The organism is Frateuria edaphi (assembly GCF_021117405.1).
Lineage (GTDB): Bacteria > Pseudomonadota > Gammaproteobacteria > Xanthomonadales > Rhodanobacteraceae > Frateuria_A > Frateuria_A edaphi.
In genome coordinates this window covers 3,685,590-3,702,527 of record NZ_CP088251.1, presented here as the reverse complement: position 1 = coordinate 3,702,527, position 16,938 = coordinate 3,685,590, and the positions used below count along the sequence as shown (strand labels likewise).

General features: G+C 69.0%; 16 protein-coding genes. 8 read left to right on the top strand and 8 right to left on the bottom strand.

Features of this window, described 5'->3' with window-relative positions; all coding sequences use genetic code 11:
- Positions 1 to 139 precede the first annotated feature (139 nt).
- Positions 140 to 670: an acyloxyacyl hydrolase gene (locus tag LQ772_RS17110; protein ID WP_231322702.1), complete on the top strand. Its 531-nt coding sequence runs from the start codon at positions 140 to 142 to the stop codon at positions 668 to 670.
- Positions 671 to 768: 98 nt separating this feature from the next.
- On the opposite strand, the gene LQ772_RS17105 is transcribed toward LQ772_RS17110, so the two are convergent.
- The 5 genes from LQ772_RS17105 to LQ772_RS17085 all read right to left on the bottom strand — a co-directional run bounded on the left by LQ772_RS17105 (position 769) and on the right by LQ772_RS17085 (position 5,855).
- Positions 769 to 2,292, bottom strand: coding sequence for a DHA2 family efflux MFS transporter permease subunit (locus LQ772_RS17105; RefSeq protein ID WP_231322700.1), 1,524 nt, complete (start codon positions 2,290 to 2,292; stop codon positions 769 to 771).
- A gap of 81 nt (positions 2,293 to 2,373) precedes the next feature.
- A complete protein-coding gene (locus LQ772_RS17100; RefSeq protein ID WP_231322698.1) occupies positions 2,374 to 3,567 on the bottom strand; it encodes an HlyD/EmrA/EmrK family protein in 1,194 nt (397 codons plus the stop codon).
- Positions 3,568 to 3,576: 9 nt separating this feature from the next.
- Entirely contained in the window at positions 3,577 to 5,055 is a 1,479-nt protein-coding gene (locus LQ772_RS17095; RefSeq protein ID WP_231322697.1) for an efflux transporter outer membrane subunit, read from the bottom strand.
- 22 nt (positions 5,056 to 5,077) lie between these two features.
- On the bottom strand, positions 5,078 to 5,533 hold the full coding sequence (locus LQ772_RS17090; RefSeq protein ID WP_231322695.1) for a MarR family winged helix-turn-helix transcriptional regulator: 456 nt from the start codon (positions 5,531 to 5,533) through the stop codon (positions 5,078 to 5,080).
- A gap of 73 nt (positions 5,534 to 5,606) precedes the next feature.
- On the bottom strand, positions 5,607 to 5,855 hold the full coding sequence (locus LQ772_RS17085; RefSeq protein WP_231322693.1) for a hypothetical protein: 249 nt from the start codon (positions 5,853 to 5,855) through the stop codon (positions 5,607 to 5,609).
- Between the two features lie 255 nt (positions 5,856 to 6,110).
- On the opposite strand from LQ772_RS17085, the gene LQ772_RS17080 reads away from it, so the two are divergent.
- On the top strand, positions 6,111 to 6,965 hold the full coding sequence (locus tag LQ772_RS17080; RefSeq protein ID WP_231322692.1) for a helix-turn-helix transcriptional regulator: 855 nt from the start codon (positions 6,111 to 6,113) through the stop codon (positions 6,963 to 6,965).
- 67 nt (positions 6,966 to 7,032) lie between these two features.
- Positions 7,033 to 7,395: a hypothetical protein gene (locus LQ772_RS17075; protein WP_231322690.1), complete on the top strand. Its 363-nt coding sequence runs from the start codon at positions 7,033 to 7,035 to the stop codon at positions 7,393 to 7,395.
- Positions 7,396 to 7,512: 117 nt separating this feature from the next.
- Here the strand turns inward: LQ772_RS17075 and LQ772_RS17070 are convergent, their stop codons facing one another.
- Complete coding sequence (locus LQ772_RS17070) at positions 7,513 to 9,933, bottom strand: S9 family peptidase (RefSeq protein ID WP_231322688.1); 2,421 nt, start codon at positions 9,931 to 9,933, stop codon at positions 7,513 to 7,515.
- A gap of 149 nt (positions 9,934 to 10,082) precedes the next feature.
- Between LQ772_RS17070 and LQ772_RS17065 the strand changes: the two genes are divergently transcribed.
- From LQ772_RS17065 to hemC, 4 genes are all read left to right on the top strand, one after another.
- Positions 10,083 to 10,748 carry an alpha/beta hydrolase gene (locus LQ772_RS17065; RefSeq protein ID WP_231322686.1) on the top strand — a complete coding sequence of 222 codons (666 nt, stop codon included), beginning with the start codon at positions 10,083 to 10,085 and terminating at the stop codon, positions 10,746 to 10,748.
- A gap of 124 nt (positions 10,749 to 10,872) precedes the next feature.
- Positions 10,873 to 11,919, top strand: coding sequence for a sensor histidine kinase (locus tag LQ772_RS17060; RefSeq protein WP_231322683.1), 1,047 nt, complete (start codon positions 10,873 to 10,875; stop codon positions 11,917 to 11,919).
- Positions 11,919 to 12,623 carry a LytR/AlgR family response regulator transcription factor gene (locus LQ772_RS17055; RefSeq protein ID WP_231322682.1) on the top strand — a complete coding sequence of 235 codons (705 nt, stop codon included), beginning with the start codon at positions 11,919 to 11,921 and terminating at the stop codon, positions 12,621 to 12,623. The genes LQ772_RS17060 and LQ772_RS17055 overlap by 1 nt, the downstream gene beginning before the upstream one ends.
- Positions 12,624 to 12,824: 201 nt before the next feature.
- Positions 12,825 to 13,739: a hydroxymethylbilane synthase gene (gene hemC, locus LQ772_RS17050; protein WP_231322680.1), complete on the top strand. Its 915-nt coding sequence runs from the start codon at positions 12,825 to 12,827 to the stop codon at positions 13,737 to 13,739.
- Between the two features lie 181 nt (positions 13,740 to 13,920).
- On the opposite strand, the gene LQ772_RS17045 is transcribed toward hemC, so the two are convergent.
- Both LQ772_RS17045 and LQ772_RS17040 read right to left on the bottom strand, forming a co-directional pair.
- Positions 13,921 to 14,730, bottom strand: coding sequence for a DUF481 domain-containing protein (locus tag LQ772_RS17045; protein WP_231322678.1), 810 nt, complete (start codon positions 14,728 to 14,730; stop codon positions 13,921 to 13,923).
- 93 nt (positions 14,731 to 14,823) lie between these two features.
- A complete protein-coding gene (locus tag LQ772_RS17040) occupies positions 14,824 to 15,738 on the bottom strand; it encodes a hypothetical protein (protein ID WP_231322676.1) in 915 nt (304 codons plus the stop codon).
- A 125-nt stretch (positions 15,739 to 15,863) separates the two neighbouring features.
- On the opposite strand from LQ772_RS17040, the gene LQ772_RS17035 reads away from it, so the two are divergent.
- Entirely contained in the window at positions 15,864 to 16,847 is a 984-nt protein-coding gene (locus LQ772_RS17035) for a helix-turn-helix transcriptional regulator (RefSeq protein WP_231322674.1), read from the top strand.
- Positions 16,848 to 16,938 lie beyond the last annotated feature (91 nt).

The window sequence follows — 16,938 nt, the reverse complement described above, 5'->3', positions numbered from 1 at the left end:
CGCCATCGCCACGACCGTTATGACTGATCCGTGCAACACAGTGTTCGCCAGCATGCACGGCGCGCTTCACCCGGCGACGACGGGATAAAATAAACTATTCAGTACACGAACTTGCCTGCCCCAGGAAAGGGTTTCCCACATGCTCCCCGCCTCCTCGCGTCTTCGCGGCGCGCTGACGCTGCTCCTGACCCTCGCCGCGCTGCCCGCGGCCGCCGCCCACGTGGAAGTGCAGGGCGGGCGAAGCTACATGGACGACCATGGCGCCAACACGGCGTTCGTCGAAGCGACGTTCGCGCCGCACGCGATCGGACGCAGCGGCCGGCTGGACTGGTCGCCGGACATTTCCGCCGGCTGGATCGACAATCGCGACGTGAGCCGCTACCGCAACGCCGAGTTCGATACCCGCCATTCGGTGGCGCTGCTGGCGGCCGGCGCCCGCTTCCACTACGGCGCGCCCGATGCCTGGTATCGCCCGCTGTTCTTCAGCTTCCAGCTGGCCGGCACCAACCACACCACCCAGGCGCTGTCGAGCCATTACCAGTTCGTCAGCACGCTGGGCTGGCAGGGCGAACACCTGAGTTTCCAGCTGCGGCACGTGTCCAACGGCGGGCTCAACGGACCCAACCGCGGCGAGACGATGGCGCTGGTCGGCGTCGGCTTCGACCTCTGAGACGTAGCGGTTCGGAAGGCGGCTTTCACCCACCGCCCGGATTCGCGGACGGCTGTCATCCCTATAAAGAGAAAGGCGCCCGCGAGGCGCCTTTCTTTTCAGTGCCCGCCGCTGGCGGCCGGTCCGGCCTTGGCGAGGAACGGCGGCCGGGTCAGCCAGATCACCAGCACCAGGCTGATGAAGACCCAGCCCAGCACGTGGAAGACCTCGTTGAAGGAGATCTGGTAACCCTGCTGGGTCGCCATCTGGTTGATCATGGCAGCGGCAGTCTGGGGATCGCCCATCGACTCCATCGCCGCGCGCGTGCCGGGATCGTACGCGGTGATGTGCTCGACCAGTTGCTCATGGTGGGCCACAGCGCGGCGTTCCCAGAACAGCGTGGTGATCGACGCGGAGAAACTGCCGCCCAGCGTACGCAGGAAGGTCGCCAGGCCCGAGCCCGAGGCGATCTCGTTCTGCTGCAGGTCCGACAGAAGGATGGTCAGGATCGGCATGAAGAACAATGCCACGCCCAGGCCCTGGATCAGCTGCACCAGCGCCACGTGGTAGAAGTCCACGCCGATGTAGAAGTCCGAGCGCATGAAGCATGTCACGCCCAGCACGATGAAAGCCACGGACGCCACCGCGCGCAGGTCGAATTTCGGCGCGAACTTGCCCACGAAGAACGTCAGCAGCACCGGCAGCACACCGATCGGCGCGGTGGCGAAACCGGCCCAGGTCGAGGTGTAGCCCAGGTTCCGCTGCAGCCACAGCGGCATCAGCAGGCTCATCGCGAAGAACGCCGCGTAGGCGAGGACCAGCGCGATCGTGCCGTAGGTGAAGTTGCGGTGGCGGAACAGCTTGAGATCGACGATCGGGTCCTTGTCGGTCAGTTCCCAGATCAGGAAGATCGCGATACTGATCGCCGAAACGATGCTGGTAACGATGATGAAGGTGGAGTTGAACCAGTCCTCGTCGTTGCCCTTGTCCAGCACGACCTGCAACGCGCCTACGCCGATGATCAGGGTGATCAGGCCCACGTAGTCGATCTTCGGGCGCTCGGTCCTGTCCACCCGCCCGCGCATCTGGTTGCCCACCACCATGCTGGCGAAGATGCCGATCGGCACGTTGATGAAGAAGATCCACGGCCACGAATAGTTGTCGGTGATCCAGCCGCCCAGGATCGGACCGGCGATCGGCGCGACCACGGTGACCATCGCCAGCAGCGCGAGCGCCATGCCGCGCTTGGCCGCCGGATAGATCGAGATCAACAGGCTCTGCGTGATCGGGTACATCGGGCCGGCCACCGCGCCCTGGATGGCGCGGAACACGATCAGCATGCCCATGCTCTGCGACACGCCGCAAAGGAACGAGGTCAGCGCGAACAGCAGGGTCGACCAGATGAACAGCTTCACCTCGCCGAAGCGGCGGGTGAGGAAGCCGGTCAGCGGCAGCGAGATCGCCATGCTCACGGCGAAGGAGGTGATCACCCAGGTGCTCTGGTTGACGCTCACGCCGAGGTTGCCGGCGATGGTCGGCAACGACACGTTGGCGATGGTGGTGTCCAGCACCTGCATGAAGGTGGCCAGCGAAATGCCGACCGTGGTGAGCGCCATGCTGGGTGGACGGTATTGGGTAGTCATCGCAGGGATTCGCTCTCTTGCAGGAGTGCCTTGGGCGCGACCGAAATCCGGTCGCGCTCAAGGGGCGCTCCTGCAGGTGGATTACTTGCCGCTGCCGGCCATGTTCGCGTGGACGATCTGCGCGATCAGGTCGTCGGCCTTGTGCAGCTGCTTCTCGTACACATCGGTGCTGAAGGCCGGCTTGGACGGCGGCTCGACCGCCAGCATCGGGCCCTGCTTGTCGTGCAGGTTGACCGTCACGTCGGTGGACAGGCCGATCCGCAGCGGATGCTTGCCCAGCTGGCCCGGATCGGCGAACACCACGCGCACTGGCACGCGCTGGACGATCTTGATCCAGTTGCCGGTGGCGTTCTGCGCCGGCAGCAGCGAGAAGGCGCTGCCGGTGCCCACGCCCAGGCTCTGCACCATGCCCCTGTAGGTCACGTCCCCGCCATACACGTCGGCGTGGATTTCCACCGGCTGGCCGATGCGCATGCCGGTCAGCTGGGTTTCCTTGAAATTGGCATCGATCCACACCGCGTTGAGCGGCACCACGGCCATCAGCGGCGTGCCCGGCGCCACGCGCTGGCCCAGCTGCACCGAGCGCTTGGCGACGTAGCCGTCGACCGGCGCCACGATGGTGGTGCGCATCGCGTCGAGGTAGGCGGCGCGCAGCCGGGCCGCGGCCGTCTGGACGTCCGGATGCGAGGCGACCACGGTGTCGTCGACCAGCACCTTGCTGGTCTGGTACTGCTGGGTGGCCGCGTTCAGCGCGCTTTCGGCGGCGGTCATCTCGTCGCGGGCGTGCGCCAATTCCTCGGCCGAGATCGCACCGGACCTGGCCAGGTCGCGGCGGCGGTTGTAGTCGGCACGGGCCTTCTGCACCGCCACCTTGCGCGCGGCGACGTCCGCCTGAGCACCGGTCACGGTGCTGTACAGGCCGCGCACCTTGCGCACGGTGCTGGCGAGGTTGGCCTTCGCCTCGGCCAGTGCGACCTGCGCGTTGCTCGGGTCCAGCTTGATCAGCGTCTGGCCTGCCTTGACGCGGTCGCCGTCGTCGGCGCCGATCGACACCACGGTGCCGGGCAGCTGCGGGGTGATCTGCACGATGTTGCCGTTGACGTAGGCGTCGTCGGTGCCTTCGTACCAGCGACCGTCGAAGTAGTACCACAGGCCCCAGCCGATCAGGGCGAGCAGCACCACCACGCCGAGCGCGCGCAGCAGGAAACCGCGCTTGTTCTTCGCGGCCGGCGCAGGGGTGGCGCCGTTGTGTTGGGAAGCAGGCTGGGTGGACATGGAGAAGCCTTAGGAATGAGCGGGGGCGGAGGGGGTGGATGCGGTGGGCTGGTCGGCGGTGGGCTGGCCGGCCGTCGACTCGGGGCGGTAGCCGCCGCCGAGGGCCTGGATCAGCTGCACCGAAAGATCGACCTGCTGCGCCTTGAGCGCGGCCATGCGCTGCTCGGCGAGGAGCAGCTGCTGGCGCACGCTGAGCGCCTCCAGGTAGCTGCCCACGCCGGCGCGATAGCGCTGCTCGGCAAGGCGCCAGGCGTCGTTGGCGGCATCCAGCGCACGCTGTTGCGCCGCGACCTGGGTGGCCAGCGACTGCTGCGCGGCGTAATCGTCGGCGACCTCGTTGAGCGCGCCGACCAGGGTCTGGTTGTACTGCGCCACGACCAGGTCGTACTGCGCATCCTTGGCCGAAAGGTTCGCGCGCAGACGGCCGCCGTCGAAGATCGGCAGACTGAGCGACGGGCCCGCCTGATAGAACAGCGAGGAGGCGCGGAGCAGCGGGTTGCCGCCCATGGCGAGCAGGCCCGCCATGGCTCCCAGCTTCACGTTGGGCAGGAACTCGGTCTTGGCCGCGGTGATGTCCTGGCCGGCCGCCTCGACGCGCCAGCGCGCGGCGACCAGGTCGGCGCGATGACCGACCAGCTCGACTGGCAGGTCGGTCGGCACCGCGACGGCGTCGGGCGTCAGCGGCTGCGGGCGGGCGATGTCCAGCCCACGGTCCGGACCCTTGCCGAGCAGCACCGACAGTGCCGAGCGGGCCGCGTCGATGGCGCGCTGGGCGACCGCCAGCTGCTGTTCGGCGGTGGCTACTTCGGCATCGCCCTGCTTGAGCTGCAACTGGCTGTCGAGGCCGGCGCGGACGCGCTGGGCAGTCAGTTCGCGTGCCTTGCCGGCGCGCTCGAGTTCGTCCTGCGCCAGGTCATGCTGGGCAAACGCGTAGCCCAGCTGCGCATAGGCGCGCGCGACGTTGCCCGACAGCTCGATGCGCGCCGCGCGCGCCTCGACTTCTGCGGCGCGCGCCTGGCCCAGCGCCGCTTCCCATGCGGCGCGCTGGCCGCCCCACAGGTCCAGGCCCCAATCGAAGCTGAGGTAGCCGAACTTGGCGACCGAGAAATGTGCGTTCTCGCCGAGCAGGCCCGACGGCGGCTTGGCGCCGGCCACGCTGGCACCCAGGCCCAGTTGCGGTTGGCGCGCCGCGTCGGCGAGGCCGGCCGCGGCCTGCGCGGCGCGGGCACGCGCGTCGGCCGCGGCCAGGCCCGGATTGCCGGCCAGCGCTTCGCCGATCAGGGCATCCAGCTGCGCATCGCCCAGGCCGCTCCACCACGCCCGGTCCGGCCAGGCGGCCGGCGTGAGCGTGGCTTCGCCCAGGCTGCGCTGGGCTTTCAGCGTGGACGGTTCGAGCAGTTTGCCGTCCGGATGCAGGCCGCCGCTGCTGGCGCAACCGGCCAGAACGAGGGTCAGTGCGGTGGCCGCCGCAAGGAGTTGCAGACGCATGTGTGGGGATTCCGGGTGAGAGTCAGTCTTTGTCGCGCAACGCGTGCAACACGCGCGTCAGGTAGTCGTGCAGGTGCCTGCGCTCGGCTTCGCCGAGCGAGCGCTGTGCCGCTTCCAGCACGCGCTCGTTGCAGTCGGTCAACTGCTGCCACAGCGCGTTGCCCTGTTCGGTCAGCTCGATGCGCAGCGCGCGCCGGTCCTGCTCGTGCGGGCAGCGGCGCAGGTAGCCCTTGCCTTCGAGCTGATCCAGCTGACGGGTCATGGCCCCGCCGTCGAGCTCGACCGCGCGGGCCAGTTCCGAGGCGGTCATCGGCCCCAGCCGGGCGAGCCGCTTGAGGATCAGGAACTGGGTGAAACGCAGCTCCACGCCCAGTGCCGCCAGCTCCGCCTCCATCGCGCGCACGATTTCCGAGCGGACCAGGCCGAGCAGGACGCCCAGGCTTTCCTGGGCGGTGTAAGCGAGCGAGTCGTTTTCCATGCCGCGCATTCTATTGCCGTAAGAATATTTGTCAAGGCAAATATCGTGGCGGCGACATTTGTTCGGGCAAGAGTCAGGCAGCGCGCGCCTGGCGCGCTGCCAGTTCGTCGCGCACCAGCGTGGCCAGCGCCGGATCGCGGATCGTGAACAGCTCGAAGACGCCCAGCGCGTGCAGTGTCGGCAGCAGCGCGAGCAGTCGCGGCTCGGCCTGGCAGCGCACCGGCTCGGGCGTGGCCGGGTCGAGCATGAGTTGGGCATGCACCACGAAATCGACGAGCGCGTCGGTGTCGGGCGCGGCGGGTGGCGGAGTGATGAGCGACATGCCGATCTCCTTGGGTGGGGCATTGTCGGGACGGCCCCGGTCGAGCGCTTGAACCGAAGGGCTGACCTTTCGCACGTAGGACGTGGCAACAGGCAGCAACGTGACAGCGTCCGGTGCGGCCGGCGGATGGGGATGTCCGCGACGCGCACGAGGCGCGTGCGCCGGCACGCAACGTTAGCCGGCGGCGGTTACCATGGGCAGGCAGCCGATACTGCTGGTACCCCCACTACCACCCGTCCTCTCCCGGGGCTCACGATGAGCACGCGCATGCAACGCATCGAGTTGAAGGCCTTCCTGCGCGCGCGGCGCGCGGCGCTGGCGCCCGAGGCGGTCGGCCTGCCGCGCGGGCAGCGTCGGCTGACGCCCGGCCTCCGTCGGGAGGAAGTGGCCGCGCTCGCCGACGTGGGTCTCACCTGGTACACGTGGCTGGAGCAGGGACGGCAGATCAACGTCTCGGCCGCCGCACTGGCGCGCATTGCCCGCGCGCTGGCGCTGTCGCCCAGCGACGAGGCCTATCTGTTCGCGCTGGCCGGGCTCACGCGGCCCGAACCGGCACCCGCCCGGATCCAGGTGCCGGCGCCCATCCTGGGCATGATCGAACGCTACCAGGGCCCGGCCTTCGTGCTCGATCCGCTGTTCGACCTGCTCGCCTACAACCGCTACGCCGATTTCCTGTTCGACTTCGAGGCGGTGCGCGGACCGTTCTCACGCAACCACGTCTGGAACGCCTTCATGCATCCACCGCGGCGGGTGCTCTACCAGCCGCATTTCATGCGCAGCGCGGCCAACCTGGTGGCGATCTTCCGCATGAGCCACGCCGCGCACCCGGACGATCCGCGCTTCGACGACCTGGTCGAGACGCTGGTGCAGACCAGCGCGGAGTTCGCCGGCCTGTGGGAGCAGCAGGAAACCGCGCCTCTGTCCGCTCTGGAGCTGCCGCTGTACGACGCGCGGCTGGGCCATTTCTGCGTGCATTCGACACGCCTGCCGATCCGCGATGGCCAGGCCGACGGCGCCACGGTGTTCTGCTTCGTGCCGGCCGACCCGGCCTCGGCGGCCTGTTTCACGCGCCTGGTGGAACGGGTCGACGAGGCGGCGTTGCCGGCCTGAACGGCTGACACCGGCATCACGCAGCCGGATCGACGATCGTCGCGCTATCCCGCAAAGGAGCGCTCCCATGGAACCGATGTTGAGCATGCGTACCGCGGCGGTGCTGCTGGCGCTGGCCGCACTGGGTGGCCTGCTGATGGCCGGCATCCGCTTCGCCGGCAAGCCGCACCCGCCGACCTGGCTGGCGATGGGGCACGGTTTCATCGCCGGCGCGGCCGTCACGTTGCTGGTCTACGACTACTTCACCACGGGCCTGCCGGGACTGGCGCAGCTCGCCCTGCTTCTGTTCGTGCTGGCGGCCGCCGGCGGCATCGTGATGAACCTGGGCTACCACTGGAAACGGCTGCCGCTGCCCAAGTGGCTGGTGGTGGTGCACGCGCTGATCGCGGTGATCGGCTTCGTGCTGCTGCTGATCGCGGCCTGGCCCTGACCTAAGGTGGGCTTCGGCCCACCTTTCCCGCGAGGTGCCGGTGGGCCGAAGCCCCACCCTAGGTTGCGTCTGGGCGTCGCGCTCCCTCTCCCTCCGGGAGACGGACGTTGCGGCGCTTTACCTGACCGGCTTGACATAGGTGTCGAACAACTCCTCGATGCGCCGGTATTCGTCGTACCACGAGTCCGCATGGACGAAGCCATGCCGCTCCATCGGGTAGAGCGACATCCAGAAGTTCTTCTTGTGCAGCTCGATGAAGCGCTGGTAAAGGCGGATCGAATCGGCCGCCAGCACGTTGTCGTCGATCAGTCCGTGCTCGATCAGCAGCGGGTCGGCCAGCTGGTCGGCGAAGTTGATCGGCGAGCTGATCGCGTATGCGTGCGGGTCGAGCTCCGGCGAATTGAGGATGTTGGCGGTGTACTCGTGGTTGTACAGCCGCCAGTCGCTGACCGGGCGCAACGCGGCGCCGGCGGCGAACTCGCCCGGCGCGCGCAGGAGCGCCATCTCGGTCATGAAGCCGCCGTAGCTGCCGCCGTAGATGCCCACGCGCCTGGGGTCCACGTGGTGGTGCTTCACCAGCCACGCCTTGCCGTCGAGCAGATCTTCGAGCTCCGGATGGCCCATCTGGCGATAGATCGCGTCGCGCCAGGCGCGGCCGTAGCCTTCGGAGGCACGGTAGTCCATGTCCAGCACCACATAGCCCTTCTGCACGAGCATGTTGTGGAACATCTGCTCGCGGAAGTAGTAGGGCCAGGACTCGATGACGTTCTGCGTGTAGCCGGCGCCGTGCACGAAGATCACCGCGGGCCTGGTGTCGGCCTCCTCGTTGGCGGGGCCGTAGTACTTGGCGTAGATGGTGCCGGCGCCGTGGCTGGAAGGCACCTCGACGATCTTCGGGGCGATCCAGTCGTGCGCGGTGAACGCGCTCTTCATCGTGCGGGTCAGCTCGCGCGGCGTGCCGCCGGCGGCCGGCTGCACGGCCAGCTGGTCGAGCACGTAGGCCGAGGAATGCAGCACTGCCAGGCGGCTGCCATCGGGCGACAGCTCGAACCCGTCCATGCCCTGGTAACGCGTGACGCGAGTGAGTTCGCCACCATCGCTCGGCACGCGATAGACGTCATAGCTGTAGGGCGCGACCTGGTTGGTGCGCAGGTAGAACCACTGGCCATCCGGCGACAGTTGCGGGTGGCTGACCTCGAACTTGCCGGACGTCAGCGCCTTCGCCTTGCCGTCCAGCGATTTGACGTATAGCTGCGACCAGCCGCTCTCCTCGGACAGGTACCACAGGGTGCGGCCGTCCTTGAGCCAGCCGAAATCGTTGAAGTTCCAGTTGATCCAGGCGTCGTCGTGCAGGCGCTGCTGGTTGACCAGCGCGTGGTTCGTGAAGTCGACGCTGGCGATCCAGCGGTCCTTGTTGTCGATCGCGCGCAGCTGGATGGCGAGGTTCCGGCCGTCCGCGCTCCACACGATGCCGCCGCCACCGCCGTCCTCGGCACTGGAGACGATGCGCACCGGGCGCACGTCGGGAGCCTTGAGCGCCTTGGCCTGCTCGTCCTTGCCAGCCTTCGTCAGGGCCGCGACGGTCTGCGCGCGGATCGCGGCGAGCGGGTCGTCCTTGATGCCTGGGAGGTTCTCGACCGGCAAGGCGTAGTGCTGGTGTTCGCGCAGGTCCAGCAGCATGAGCGACTGCGCCGCCGGTTCGTTGTGGCCGACGTAGACGTGCGTGTCCTCACCCTCGGCGTAGCCCGAATCGGTGACGTAATGGGTGAGCTTGGGCTGGCGACCCGCCTCATAGGCTTTTGGCCGCGTGACCACCAGCAGCCAGCGCCCGTCGGGCGAGAGCTCGGTGTCTACCGCCACGATCTTGTCGCCCAGCCAGAACGGCTGCGGCGCGCGGCCCGGGTCGGCCGCGGCCAGCGCCTTGGCGTTGGCCTTTTCGGCGTCCTTGTCGGCCTTGAGCTGGCGCAACGTGGAGAAGAGTTCGAGCTGTTCGTCTTCCAGCGCGTCGGTCTTTTTCCCGTCCGGGTCATCGGCGAATTTCAGCACCGCCACCGGCGTGCTGACGCCGCGGGCCAGGTCATAGCTGTACCAGTCGTCGCCGGAGCGGTACTGCAGCGCGCGGCTGTCGGCGGAGAACTGCGGCGCCGATTCGTCCTCGACCGTCTGTGTCACCTGCACGGTGCGCCCATCGGCCAGCGTGCGCAGGAATACGTCGCCGTGGCGCACGAACGCGGCATAGCGGTGCGTGCGGTCGTACACCGACGGGCCGTCGGCGTTGGCCACGCCGGCGGGATCGAGCTTCTCGCTGCGGCCGGTCACCGGATCCACGCGGTACAGGTCGCGCACCTCGCTGCCGTCACGCTTGAGCTGGTAGTAGATCGCCTGCCCGTCGGCGCTCCAGTAGGGCGACTCCACCGCCTGCCCGATCCAGTCGGGATTGGCCATGATCGTTTCCAGATCCAGCGGCGCGGCGGGCGACGCCGCCAGCGCCGGCAGCGCGGTAAAGGCGGCCAGGCCCGCCAGGAAAAGTCGACGCATGGAAGCGCTCCGCCAGTTGCAAAACACCCGAGCATAGCCAAGCCTGCCTGTCCCGCAAGCGCCACAAGTCCCGGCGAAGGCCGCGCGGGTTGGCGATCACACAATCCATAAGCGACACTGATCGACTTGCGCACACCACGGCAACATCCATGAACCTGCTCCCCAGCGTCGAACACGAGACCGGCCCGGACCCACGTCACAGCGTGATCTGGCTGCACGGGTTGGGCGCCGACGGCAACGACTTCACGCCGATCGTGCCGGAACTGGTGGACAGCGCTTGGCCCGCGCTGCGGTTCGTGTTCCCGCACGCACCGGTGCAGCCGGTCAGCGTCAACGGCGGCGTGCCGATGCGCGCCTGGTACGACATCTTCGGTTTCGACGCGCGCGCGCCGCAGGACGAGGCGGGCATCCGCCGCGCGATCGGGGCCGTGGAGGCGCTGATCGCGCGCGAGCACGAGCGCGGCGTGCCGAGCGAGCGAATCGTGCTGGCCGGCTTCTCGCAGGGCGGCGCCATCGCACTGGCCGCCGGGTTGCGCCATGCGCAGCCGCTGGCCGGCATCGTGGCGCTCTCCACCTACCTGCCGATCAGCGCCACGCTGGCGCCCGAGCGCAGCACCGCCAACGCGCGGGTGCCGATCTTCTGGGGCCATGGCAGCGCCGACCCGATCGTGGTGCTGCAGCGTGGCCTCGATTCGCGCACGTTGCTGGCCGGGTTGGGCTACACGGTCGACTGGCACACTTACCCCATGCCGCATTCGGTCTGCGCCGAAGAAATCACCGACCTGCGCCACTGGCTCACCGATCGCCTCGGCTAGCTCCCTCTCCCTTCGGGAGGGGCTGGGTTGAGGGACGGCGCTCGCCCCGAACCCCATCACACGTGGGGATTTCCCCGCCCACGCCATGGCGGGAGAACCGGCAAATGCCGGCATACTGATCCGCATGAGCGCCCAGCCCGCCCGTCCCACCACGCCGCTGCCCGACTTCTGCCGCCTGCCGGCGGTCGCCGCGCTGTTCGCGGTCGGTGCGCTCACCGTCACATTGATGTGGCTGGCGCCGGACAACACGCGCGACTGGCGCGGTTACAGCGTGGGCATGTTGTTCGTGACCTGGCTGTCGATGCTGATCGCCCTGGCGCTGTGCTACGCGCGGCCGTGGCTGCAGCGGCTGGGCGGCTGGATGCCCTATGCCGGCGTGTGGCTGCTGATCGAGCTGGTGGTGGCGCTGGCCAGCGCGCTGGCCCGCTGGATGGACCTGGCCCTGCAACTGAACCTGGTGCATGGCGCGCCGATGGCCTTCGTGCGCGACAACCTGCTGATCGCCGCGCTGCTCGGCGCGGCGATGCTGCGCTACTTCTACGTGCTGGCGCAGTGGCAGGCGCGGCTGGCCGCGGTCGCGCACGCGCAGGTCGATGCGCTGCAGGCGCGCATCCGCCCGCACTTCCTGTTCAACAGCATGAACACCGTGGCCGCGCTGGTGCGGGTCGATCCGGCCGCGGCCGAGCGCACCATCGAGGATCTTTGCGAATTGTTCCGCGCCGCGCTCGGCCAGTCGGGGAGCCGCGACGGCACGCTGGGCGAAGAGCTGGCGCTCGTCGAACGCTACCTCGCCATCGAGCAGCTGCGTCTGGGCGAGCGCCTGCGCGTGCGCCGCGAACTCGACGGGTTGCCGATGGACTATCCGCTGCCGCGATTGCTGCTGCAGCCGCTGGTGGAGAATGCCGTGCGCCACGGCATCCAGCCGCGCCGCGAGGGCGGCGAGATCGTGCTGCGCGGCGCGCTGGACGGTCGCGCGTTGCTGATCGACATCAGCAACCCGCTGTCGAATGCGCCGACCACGCCCGGCCACGGCCACGGCCTGACCAACGTGCGCCAGCGCGTGGCCTACCGCTATGGCGCGCGCGCCGCGGTCGACGCCGGGCCGGACGCGGACCGTTTCGTGGTGCGCCTGCGCCTGCCGCTCGATCCGCCACCGGCGGAGTCCGCCTGATGCGCGTGCTGATCGTCGACGACGAACCGCTGGCGCGCGCGCGCCTGGCCGCGCTGCTGGGCGAGTGCGATGAGGTGGTGGTCGCCGGCAGCGTGGCCGACGGCGAAGCCGCGCTGGCGGCCATCGGCGAAACGCAGCCGGACCTGCTGCTGCTGGACATCAACATGCCGGGCCTGGACGGTGCCGCGCTGGCCGCGCGGCTGGCCGGGCATGCGCGTCCGCAGGTGGTGTTCTGCACGGCGTACGAAAACCATGCACTGACCGCCTTCGAGCTGGGCGCGGTCGACTACCTGCTCAAGCCGGTGCGACTGGAACGCCTGCGCGAAGCCCTGCAGCGCGCCCGCCAGCGCCTGGCCGCGGTGCCGGCCGAACCGGTCGGCTACCTGCGCGGCCGGCTGCGCGGCCAGCAGGTGCGCATCGCGCTGACCGAGGTGGTGTGCCTGCTCGCCGAGGAAAAATACGTGGTCGTGCGCCATGCCGGCGGCGAGCTGCTGATCGAGGAATCGCTGCGCCAGCTGGAGGAGGACCACCCTAACCAACTGGTGCGCCTGCACCGCAACTGCCTGGTGCCGGCACCGCGGCTGCTGGGCCTCAAGACCCTTCCCGACGGCCGCGTGCTGGCACGGCTGGCCGGCACCGAGTTCAGCCCCGAGGTGAGCCGGCGCAACCTGCCGGCGGTGCGCAAGCTGCTGCGCGCGGGTTAGAAGTTCGGGCGGTGGAAGGGTCGGCGCGGAGGGCTCGCTGCGCGGTCCTTTTTCGACGCTTCGTCAAGCCACAGTGGCCCACGGCCGCGCGGGAGGGGGTGAGCTTGCCTGCGCAGGCTTTGCGGCCTGGGGCGCCACGCCGCACGCGCGCTGCGGCGATTGCGGCGACAATAGGCATTCAGCGTCATCGCCGGAGTTCCCATGCAGCCTTCCATCCTGCGCATCGCCACCCGCAAGAGCGCCCTGGCGCTATGGCAGGCCGAGCACGTCGCCGCGCGTCTGCGCGCCGAGCACCCGGGCCTTGCCGTCGAACTGGTGCCGATGACGACCCGCGGCGACGAAATCGCCGACCGCCCGCTTGCCACCATCGGTGGCAAGGGGCTGTTCCTGAAAGAGCTCGAAGTGGCGATGCTGGAAGGCCGCGCGGACCTGGCGGTGCACTCGCTCAAGGACGTGCCGGCCGAACTGGAACCGGGTTTCGTGCTGCCGGCGATGCTGCCGCGCGCGGACGCGGCCGATGCGTTCGTCAGCAACGACCACGCCTCGCTGGATGCGCTGCCTCTGGGCGCCCGCGTGGGCACCTCCTCGCTGCGCCGTCAGGCGCAGCTGCGCGCGACGCGGCCGGATCTCGAGCTGCTCGACCTGCGCGGCAACGTCAACACGCGCCTGGCCAAGCTCGACGCCGGCGACTACGACGCCATCGTGCTGGCCTGTGCGGGGCTCGAGCGGCTGGGCCTGGCAGCGCGCATCCGCCAGCGGCTGGCCTCGCCGGATTGGCTGCCGGCACCGGGCCAGGCGGCGATCGCGATCGAGGCGCGCGCGGATCAGCCGGCCGTGCTGGCGCTGCTGGCGGCACTGGACGATGCCGACACGCGTGTGACGGTCAGCGCCGAGCGCGCGATGAACCATGCGCTCGGTGGCAGCTGCACGGTGCCGGTGGCGGCATGGTGCGTGCTGGGCGAGCGCGGCCTGCATCTGCGCGGGCTGGTCGGCGATGCGGCGAGCGGTCGGCTGGTGCGAGCGGAGGCAGGCGGGCCGGTCGACCAGCCGGAGGTGCTCGGTCGGGCGGTGGCCGATGCATTGCTGGCGCAGGGTGCCAGCGACATGCTCGGCTGAACCGCTTCGCTCCCTGTTCCCGCCCGGGAGAAGGACCGGAATGCGCGGGCGGCCTGGCCGGAAGGCGAGTCCAAAGCCAAGCGCTCTGTCGCCCACGCAAGATTGCCCCTCACCTCAATCCTCTCCCCGATGGGGAGAGGAGGCCAAGGAGGCGCTTCGCGCCACGAAAGCTTGATCGAGGCTAGAAGTTGTAGACCAGGTTGGTCGTGGTGAGCGTATCGGTGCTCTGCGTGCCCGGCTGCGTGTCGGAGTTGTAGCGCACCTGGAAGCCCAGCTTGAGCGCCAGCTTCTTGGTCATGCTGACCGACAGGCCCGCGTCGTTCTGGTAGTACTTGTTCTTCGAGCCCGCTTCGACCAGCAGCGTGTCTTCGAAGGCGGTGTTATCGGTCAGGCGGTATTTGAAGTTGATCAGGCCGCGGCCGACCAGTTCGCTCTCGGTGGGCTGGCGCACGTCGGTCGCCACGCCGTTGACCAGCACGGTGGTGTCGGCCGGGCGGTAGCGCTTGTAACCGGGACCGATTTCGAAGGACAGCTCCGTGCGCTCGTTCTTCAGCGCGATGTAGCCATAGCCCAACGAAACGATGCCCTGCCACAGGTTGGCGCCGAAGTCGTCGTGCTCGTAGCGGCCCGCGCCGACGATGTAGCTGCGCGGATCGAGCTTGTAACCGACCGAGGCGCCGCCGTCGTAGCGATTGGCGGTGGTGGTGAAGCGATCGACCGTGTTGCCGCTGGCGTCGAGCACGGTGACTTCGCCCTTGGAACGCATGCCGTTGAGGAAGAAATTGTTCTTCCAGTACTCGTTTTCCTGGTTCAGGCCGAGCTTGGCGTTGACGTTCTCGGTGCGCGAGTTGCCGCGCGCCGAGGCGAAGCCGAACTCGCCCGAACCGGTCCAGCCGCCGTTGTCGGTGGCCGTGGTGGTGTCGGCGTCCTGCGCCTGCACCACGCCGGCGAAGGCGAACAGGCACGCGGCTGCGATCAGGGTCTTGGTCATCGGGCGATCCATGAATGGGGCGAACAGAGAGCCCGCCACCTTAATGCGGCGGATTGAACTAGCAGTGAATACGCACGATTCCGGCGGGCATCGTTACCGGACACGGGCGGATGCAGCGTCGGCGCGGCACAGCCGCGCCAGCGCCGCCTCATAGGCGCGTTGCTCGATGGTGCGGCCGAGCAGGCAACTCGCGGCAGCCAGCGCCACCAGCGCCACGCCCGCGTCGGACAGGTCCACCACCAGCAAGGCCAGGCTGGGCACGGCGTAAGTGAACAAGGCCGCGACGAAGCGAGCGGTGCGTCCGCGTATGCGTTGCGGCGGCGAGCGTCCCCCCGATGGGCTGAGCGCCTGCCAGCGCAGCCCCTCGATCAAGCCCAGCAGCAGTGCCAGCACGAGCAACACCATGATCCAGGGCCGCGTGCCGGCCGGGTGCACGGCGCCATCCTGCGCGGCCAGGCACAACCACAACCACAGCCCGCCCGTGTACCAGGACGCCACTACCCGGCTCACCGGCAGTTGCGCGGAACAGCGCGCCACACCGTCCGACAACCGCCGGCGGTAGCTGTGCACCGTGTAGACCAGGCTTGCGGCGCTGCATAGCGCCAGCGCCGCGCCGGCCACGCGGGTCGCCCAGAACGTGTTCTCGCCACGCACCAGGCCGGCCACCGCCAGCATCGGCAGGTACGCCGCCAGCGCCAGCAGCGCCTCGCGCGTGGGTCGGCTGCGCCGTGCGGGGAACCAGCCGTGCCACTCGGACAGCCCCCGAAGGTGCAGGCAGGCGACCACCAGGCCCGCACTGACGAACGCCGCACCCAGCGCCAGCGGCACCAGCGCCTCGCTGCGCCCGCCACGGTAGATGCCCAGCGCCAGCGCCAGCCCCAGCAACATCCACAGGCCGTAGCCGGACAGCGCCAGAGTGCGCAGCAGCGAGGCCGGATAAGCCGGGGGCAGCGGGTGCTCGCGCGCGGTGGCGGAGACACAGGCCTGCATGTCGCTGGATGGATGCATCACATCGAAGGCTCGGCGGCTGGGGAAAAACCGCGACCCGGCTCTCGTGCCGGGCCGTGCGACGGACTTGCGGCCGCCGCGGGCCGTACCCATGCTACACAAAGCTCCCACCCCAGCGGTATGCCATGGATCGCTACGAACGCATTCTGACCCTGCACCGGGTTCTCAAATCGGCACATTACCCGGTCCCGCTGGCGCGGCTGATGGACGAGCTGGAATGTTCGCGGGCCACGCTCTATCGCGACGTCGCCTTCCTGCGCGACGGCCTGGGCGCGCCGATCGAAAGCGCCGGCACCGACCAGGCCGCGTTCCGCTACGAAGTGGGCGAGGGCGAGCGCTTCGAGCTGCCGGGGTTGTGGCTGACCTCCGACGAGCTGGCCGCGCTGCTGGCGCTCAACGAACTGATCGGCCGCTCCGGCCCCGGCGTGCTGGCCGGCGCGCTGGCTCCGTTCAAGGCGCGCATCGAGCGCCTGCTCACCGGGCAGGAAAAGGCCCGGGCGCTGCCGATCGAGCGCATCCGCGTGATCCCCTGGGGCGAGCGCAAGCTCGACCAGCAGGTGTTCCGCGTAACCGCCGGCGCGGTGCTCGAACGCAGTCGCCTGCGTTTTTCCTACCGCGCGCGCACCACCGATTCGGACAGCAAGCGCACCGTCTCCCCGCAGCGGCTGACGCATTACCGCGACAACTGGTACCTGGACGTGTGGGACCACGACCGCGAGGCGTTGCGCAGCTTCGCGGTGGATCGCATCCGCGAGGCGCACGCACTGGACGAACCGGCGATCGACGTGCCGGAAACCGATCTCAACGAACTGCTCGCCTCCAGCTACGGCATTTTCGCCGGCAAGCCCAAGGCCTGGGCCACGATCCGCTTTTCCGCGCACGCCGCGCGCTGGGTGGCCGACGAGCACTGGCATTCGCAGCAGAAGGGCGACTGGCTGCCGGACGGGCGCTACGAGCTCAAGGTGCCGTACTCGAAGTCGCGCGAACTGCTGATGGACGTGCTCAAGTACGGGCCGGACGCCGAAGTGGTGGCGCCGCTGCCGCTGCGCGAGGAGATGAAGAGCCTGCTGCACATGGCGCTTGGCGCCTACCAGCAAGGCGCGCGCTAACGCGGCTGAAGCCCTCTCCTGCGTCGGGGAGAGGGCGCTGAAGCTTCCGTCGCCTATCTTCCGGTCCCGATCGACTTCCGGTTGTCGGCCG

Coding starts and splice junctions, on each gene's coding strand:
- LQ772_RS17100 (WP_231322698.1), bottom strand. CDS start 3,567: ATGTCCACCCAGCCTGCTTCCCAACACAACGGCGCCACCCCTGCGCCG.
- LQ772_RS17055 (WP_231322682.1), top strand. CDS start 11,919: ATGCGCGTGCTGATCGTCGACGACGAACCGCTGGCGCGCGCGCGCCTG.
- LQ772_RS17040 (WP_231322676.1), bottom strand. CDS start 15,738: ATGCATCCATCCAGCGACATGCAGGCCTGTGTCTCCGCCACCGCGCGC.
- LQ772_RS17090 (WP_231322695.1), bottom strand. CDS start 5,533: ATGGAAAACGACTCGCTCGCTTACACCGCCCAGGAAAGCCTGGGCGTC.
- LQ772_RS17075 (WP_231322690.1), top strand. CDS start 7,033: ATGGAACCGATGTTGAGCATGCGTACCGCGGCGGTGCTGCTGGCGCTG.
- LQ772_RS17035 (WP_231322674.1), top strand. CDS start 15,864: ATGGATCGCTACGAACGCATTCTGACCCTGCACCGGGTTCTCAAATCG.
- LQ772_RS17105 (WP_231322700.1), bottom strand. CDS start 2,292: ATGACTACCCAATACCGTCCACCCAGCATGGCGCTCACCACGGTCGGC.
- hemC (WP_231322680.1), top strand. CDS start 12,825: ATGCAGCCTTCCATCCTGCGCATCGCCACCCGCAAGAGCGCCCTGGCG.
- LQ772_RS17045 (WP_231322678.1), bottom strand. CDS start 14,730: ATGACCAAGACCCTGATCGCAGCCGCGTGCCTGTTCGCCTTCGCCGGC.
- LQ772_RS17070 (WP_231322688.1), bottom strand. CDS start 9,933: ATGCGTCGACTTTTCCTGGCGGGCCTGGCCGCCTTTACCGCGCTGCCG.
- LQ772_RS17060 (WP_231322683.1), top strand. CDS start 10,873: ATGAGCGCCCAGCCCGCCCGTCCCACCACGCCGCTGCCCGACTTCTGC.
- LQ772_RS17095 (WP_231322697.1), bottom strand. CDS start 5,055: ATGCGTCTGCAACTCCTTGCGGCGGCCACCGCACTGACCCTCGTTCTG.
- LQ772_RS17085 (WP_231322693.1), bottom strand. CDS start 5,855: ATGTCGCTCATCACTCCGCCACCCGCCGCGCCCGACACCGACGCGCTC.
- LQ772_RS17065 (WP_231322686.1), top strand. CDS start 10,083: ATGAACCTGCTCCCCAGCGTCGAACACGAGACCGGCCCGGACCCACGT.
- LQ772_RS17080 (WP_231322692.1), top strand. CDS start 6,111: ATGAGCACGCGCATGCAACGCATCGAGTTGAAGGCCTTCCTGCGCGCG.
- LQ772_RS17110 (WP_231322702.1), top strand. CDS start 140: ATGCTCCCCGCCTCCTCGCGTCTTCGCGGCGCGCTGACGCTGCTCCTG.